Origin of the sequence: Blautia sp. TF10-30, from assembly GCF_003481245.1 — a bacterium.
Classification (GTDB): domain Bacteria; phylum Bacillota; class Clostridia; order Lachnospirales; family Lachnospiraceae; genus Fusicatenibacter; species Fusicatenibacter saccharivorans.
This window is the reverse complement of the sequence record NZ_QUKM01000013.1, coordinates 89,638-93,343: the sequence shown is the minus strand read 5'-3', so window position 1 is coordinate 93,343 and position 3,706 is coordinate 89,638. Positions and strand designations below refer to the sequence as shown.

The 3,706-nt window shown below is 44.2% G+C and carries 6 protein-coding genes and 1 pseudogene; 6 read left to right on the top strand and 1 reads right to left on the bottom strand.

Features of this window, described 5'->3' with window-relative positions; genetic code table 11:
• The 4 genes and pseudogenes from DXD02_RS16430 to DXD02_RS12055 form a co-directional block, all read left to right on the top strand.
• Positions 1 to 81 (top strand): annotated as a pseudogene (locus DXD02_RS16430) (Maff2 family mobile element protein); the annotation flags it as partial.
• A gap of 160 nt (positions 82 to 241) precedes the next feature.
• Positions 242 to 514 (top strand): helix-turn-helix domain-containing protein, encoded by a 273-nt coding sequence (locus DXD02_RS12065; RefSeq protein ID WP_002593556.1) that lies wholly within the window; start codon positions 242 to 244, stop codon positions 512 to 514.
• Positions 474 to 863 carry a TnpV protein gene (locus DXD02_RS12060; protein WP_009296082.1) on the top strand — a complete coding sequence of 130 codons (390 nt, stop codon included), beginning with the start codon at positions 474 to 476 and terminating at the stop codon, positions 861 to 863. Before DXD02_RS12065 ends, DXD02_RS12060 begins: the two co-directional genes overlap by 41 nt.
• Before the next feature lie 16 nt (positions 864 to 879).
• Positions 880 to 1,842: a DUF3658 domain-containing protein gene (locus DXD02_RS12055; RefSeq protein ID WP_118666893.1), complete on the top strand. Its 963-nt coding sequence runs from the start codon at positions 880 to 882 to the stop codon at positions 1,840 to 1,842.
• Positions 1,843 to 1,903: 61 nt separating this feature from the next.
• Here DXD02_RS12055 and DXD02_RS12050 read toward each other — a convergent pair whose 3' ends face one another.
• Positions 1,904 to 2,710: a helix-turn-helix domain-containing protein gene (locus DXD02_RS12050; protein ID WP_118666892.1), complete on the bottom strand. Its 807-nt coding sequence runs from the start codon at positions 2,708 to 2,710 to the stop codon at positions 1,904 to 1,906.
• A gap of 483 nt (positions 2,711 to 3,193) precedes the next feature.
• On the opposite strand from DXD02_RS12050, the gene DXD02_RS12040 reads away from it, so the two are divergent.
• Together DXD02_RS12040 and DXD02_RS12035 are read left to right on the top strand one after the other, a co-directional pair.
• Positions 3,194 to 3,382 (top strand): hypothetical protein, encoded by a 189-nt coding sequence (locus DXD02_RS12040; RefSeq protein WP_054328105.1) that lies wholly within the window; start codon positions 3,194 to 3,196, stop codon positions 3,380 to 3,382.
• Positions 3,379 to 3,706: DeoR family transcriptional regulator (locus tag DXD02_RS12035; protein WP_118666897.1), on the top strand; the 328-nt coding region annotated here is incomplete at its 3' end. The genes DXD02_RS12040 and DXD02_RS12035, both read left to right, overlap by 4 nt.

Below are 3,706 nucleotides of genomic sequence, written 5' to 3'. Positions count from 1 at the left end.
GGAACGGCAAAATTTTTTACACTTCTATTACTTCTTTATCGCACATCAGTAAAGAGCCAGGGCATGAAGCAGTTCATGGCTAATTAAAGGGAACAAAAAAGAAAGGAAAACCAATCCAGACGGTATCAGCGGCAGGATACAAGAATAAATTGTGATTTCACAAGATTGGTGCTATAATAAGAGAAAAGTTCCTGCCGGGGCAGCCGCCCCGGTGGTATGGATAGAAAGGCAGGAAAACAATATGCACATCAGCTATAAACCACTCTGGCACACACTGTTAGAGCGTGATATGAGGAAAGAGGATTTAAGGCTTGCCGCTGGTATGACAACGAATATGATTGCCAACATGAGCAAAGAGGGAAAGCACATCAGCATGGACACATTAGCCCGTATCTGTGAAACGCTGAATTGTGAGATTACCGATGTGATTGAGTTAGTACCAGACGAGCCTGCTTCCACAGGAGGTAAGGAACATGAGAGAATTGAAACCAAGAATAACGGAAAACGGAATTGATTATATCCTTGTCGGAGATTACTACATCCCGGACTTGAAACTGCCGGAGGAACACCGCCCTATCGGAAAGTACGGACGGATGCACCGGGAATATTTAAGGGAAGTCCACCCAGCCAGATTGAATACATTGATACTGACCGGAGAATTGTGGACATATCTTGCAGACCTGAACGAACAGGCACAGGAACGGTTAGACACTATCATGGAGCAGATGAAAGCCACCGAGGGCGTGACAGAGGAATTGAAGCGAACTCAACAAATGGAATGGGTGCAGCGTTGTAATAACATTCACAACCGGGCAGAAGAAATTGTTTTGCATGATATAATTTATTCATACGGGAGTAATTAAATCGGAGGTATATAAGATGATTGAAATTGTATTTGGTGAAAGTGCCTGTGGAAGTTTGAAAATTGCCCAAACTTACGGTAGGGGAAAGTATAGAGGAAGTGCAGTTTCGGTCTTTATGAGGCACGAAGATGGGAGTGTTCCATCTTCAGATGAAATGAAAGAAGCACAAATTCAAGCACAGGAACAAGAACATATTGCTTGGGAGAATGCTATTCCATTGGGAGGCAAGAGCAGTGATGTTTATTGTTTTGATATGGCTCTTAGTGTGGGAGATATTTCTGATAATGGAATTGGCGAACAGCGGAAAAATGTTCTCAAGAAAATGCTGTCTGTCTGGTTTGTAGAGGATTTAGACTATCAGGTTGAAGAAAAAATACAGAAAATTAAAACTACATTGTCTTCGGTTATTGAACGATATGTAGCTGGGGAAGAAGTTCGTATTTGGTATAGCTATAATCCGGATGAACTTTGCGGTATGTACTGGCTTATGAAACAACTTCGACCATTAAACTGTCAGACAACAATTTATTTGGTTAAGTTACCTGCCTGGGAATATGGAAAAGAAAATACTATGACATCCAAAATAGCATGGGGTGAGGTTTCTCCTGGCGAATGGGGAAAATATATAACTCTACAAGAAAAAGCTAAGCCTGTATTTCTTTCAGCTTGTGCTATGAAATGGAATCAACTTCAAAATGAAAATGCACCTTTGCGTGCAATGCTAAATGGTAAATTGCAAAGTGTTTCAGAAGATATATATGATAGTTTCATTCTTCGTGAAATTGCGGAACAGCCAGAGCAATTCAAAATGGCTATTGTTATAGGTAATGTTTTAGGAAAATATCAACTTGGAATTAGTGATGTATGGATTTCTAATCGCATTGATAAAATGCTTGAAGATGGTGTGTTGGAAATTATACAGGACGCACCAAAGGGAGAAACAAATTATCGCCGGATATTAAGAAAACGAATGAAATAATAACCACAGCAAGAACCGCTGCTACATGGAAGGCACCCCAACCATGCAACAGCGGTTTTTTTTACCGTTTTTTCCTCTGGCTGATAGGCGTTCCCATTTTCTTTGATTTTTTGAGAATCCGAATCAGCCAGCGAAATTCTTCGTCTGACAGATTTTTATAGTTGATACCGAGCTGCTTGCAGTAAAGGACAGCCAGCTTTTCATCCCGGCTGCCCTTGAAATTTTCGACTGCTTCGAGATTTTCTTTCAATTCATCGGCAACGGTGGTCTGGGGCGCACTCTCACTGTCCTTTTTGTGGGCTTCCCGAATATCCCGGATAATCAGGTTGAGGTCATCCAGAACCATGTGACTGAAATACTCATCATCACTGATATGGGCGGCTTGCAGCACTTTCAAATGCGGGTCATCTTCGCCTGGGCGATACCGTTCAATGATTTCATGCCGGACGGTATCGACAAGTGCATTGAGGTTTTGAATCTGCATGGTAGCAATCCCGTCCACATAAATCTCAATGTCTGCAAGAAACTTGATAAAATCTTTATGTGTAGCAAGCTCACAGAGCAGACGGTTGTTAATCCGACCGCTTTTCAGCAGTGCCACCATCTCATCATTCAAATGCAACTCCGTCAATGGTGTGTTGATCTGCTCCCTGTTCTCTATCCGGCACAGTAGATAATCAACAGAGACCCCATAGAAGTCTGCCAGCGTGATAAGGTTGCCATGATTGATTTCCTTAAAATCCTCTTTTTCATAACTTCCAAGAGCTGATTTGGAAATGCCTGTCAGCTTTGATAGTTCTTCCAGATTTAAGCCTTTGTCCTTGCGGAGTTCCCAAAGGCGTTCCTGTATGCTTGTTGCTCCTTTCATGGGCGCACGCTCCTTTCCAATGGTTTCATTGCTGCCGCTTATCTGGATTATATCACACTTTCCGCAATCGTGGAAATTTCTGATTTTTACCCCTAATTCCTACTTTGTGGACATACGGCACAGGGCACAAAAATGTTCTATGATACAGGTAGTTCATCGATGGATTATTCCAATCGAATGACCAGCCTGTGTGGGATATGCTTCCCCGGCGATGTAGCGCCATGACTTTTGGCAGGGATGTGGAGGAACCCTGACCGAAACGAGCGTACCAAAGGGAGCGATACGCCGCTGTGAGATTCAGGGGAGGAACGACACCGGGGAGAACTGGCGAACTGACACCGAAATGATACCGAAACACGACAATCTGATAGGGGGATAGTCTACCCTATCGCTGATACTTCGGGAGATTTTAATCGGCTCTATGACCGTAATTTTGCCGAAAATCGCCCCGAAACCATACACTAAAACGGGAGGAAATACAATATGCCGAGAATGAGCAAAAAGAGGAAGCATGAGCTTTCCTTTTACCTCAATGACCGGGGGCGTGTCACTTACAACGAATTATGCCGGAAATGCCAGCATGGGTGCAAGCAGAGCTTCCGGGCGGTTGTGATTGACTGCCCCCGTTATTTATCCAAACGATCAAAGAAAAAGGAGGAACACACCGAATGAATTTTGAATTTATGACGATAGACACACCATTGCCGCCCTGTATGCCCTTTCCCAGAGCGTTGACAGGATTTCCAGTCAGCAGCACCGCAAAGGTCATGTACTGCCGGATGCTGGACGCTATGCTCTCCAAAGGTCAGGAGGACGAGAACGGAATCCTGTTTGTCTGCTTCCCTGTCACAGCCATTGCCGCAGTCCTGTCCCGCAGTCCCATGACGGTCAAGCGTTCTCTGAATGAACTGGAAACCGCCGGACTTATCATGCGGGTGCGTCAGGGCGTTGGAGAACCAAACAGGATTTATGTGCTGATACCGGGAAAGGAGGACG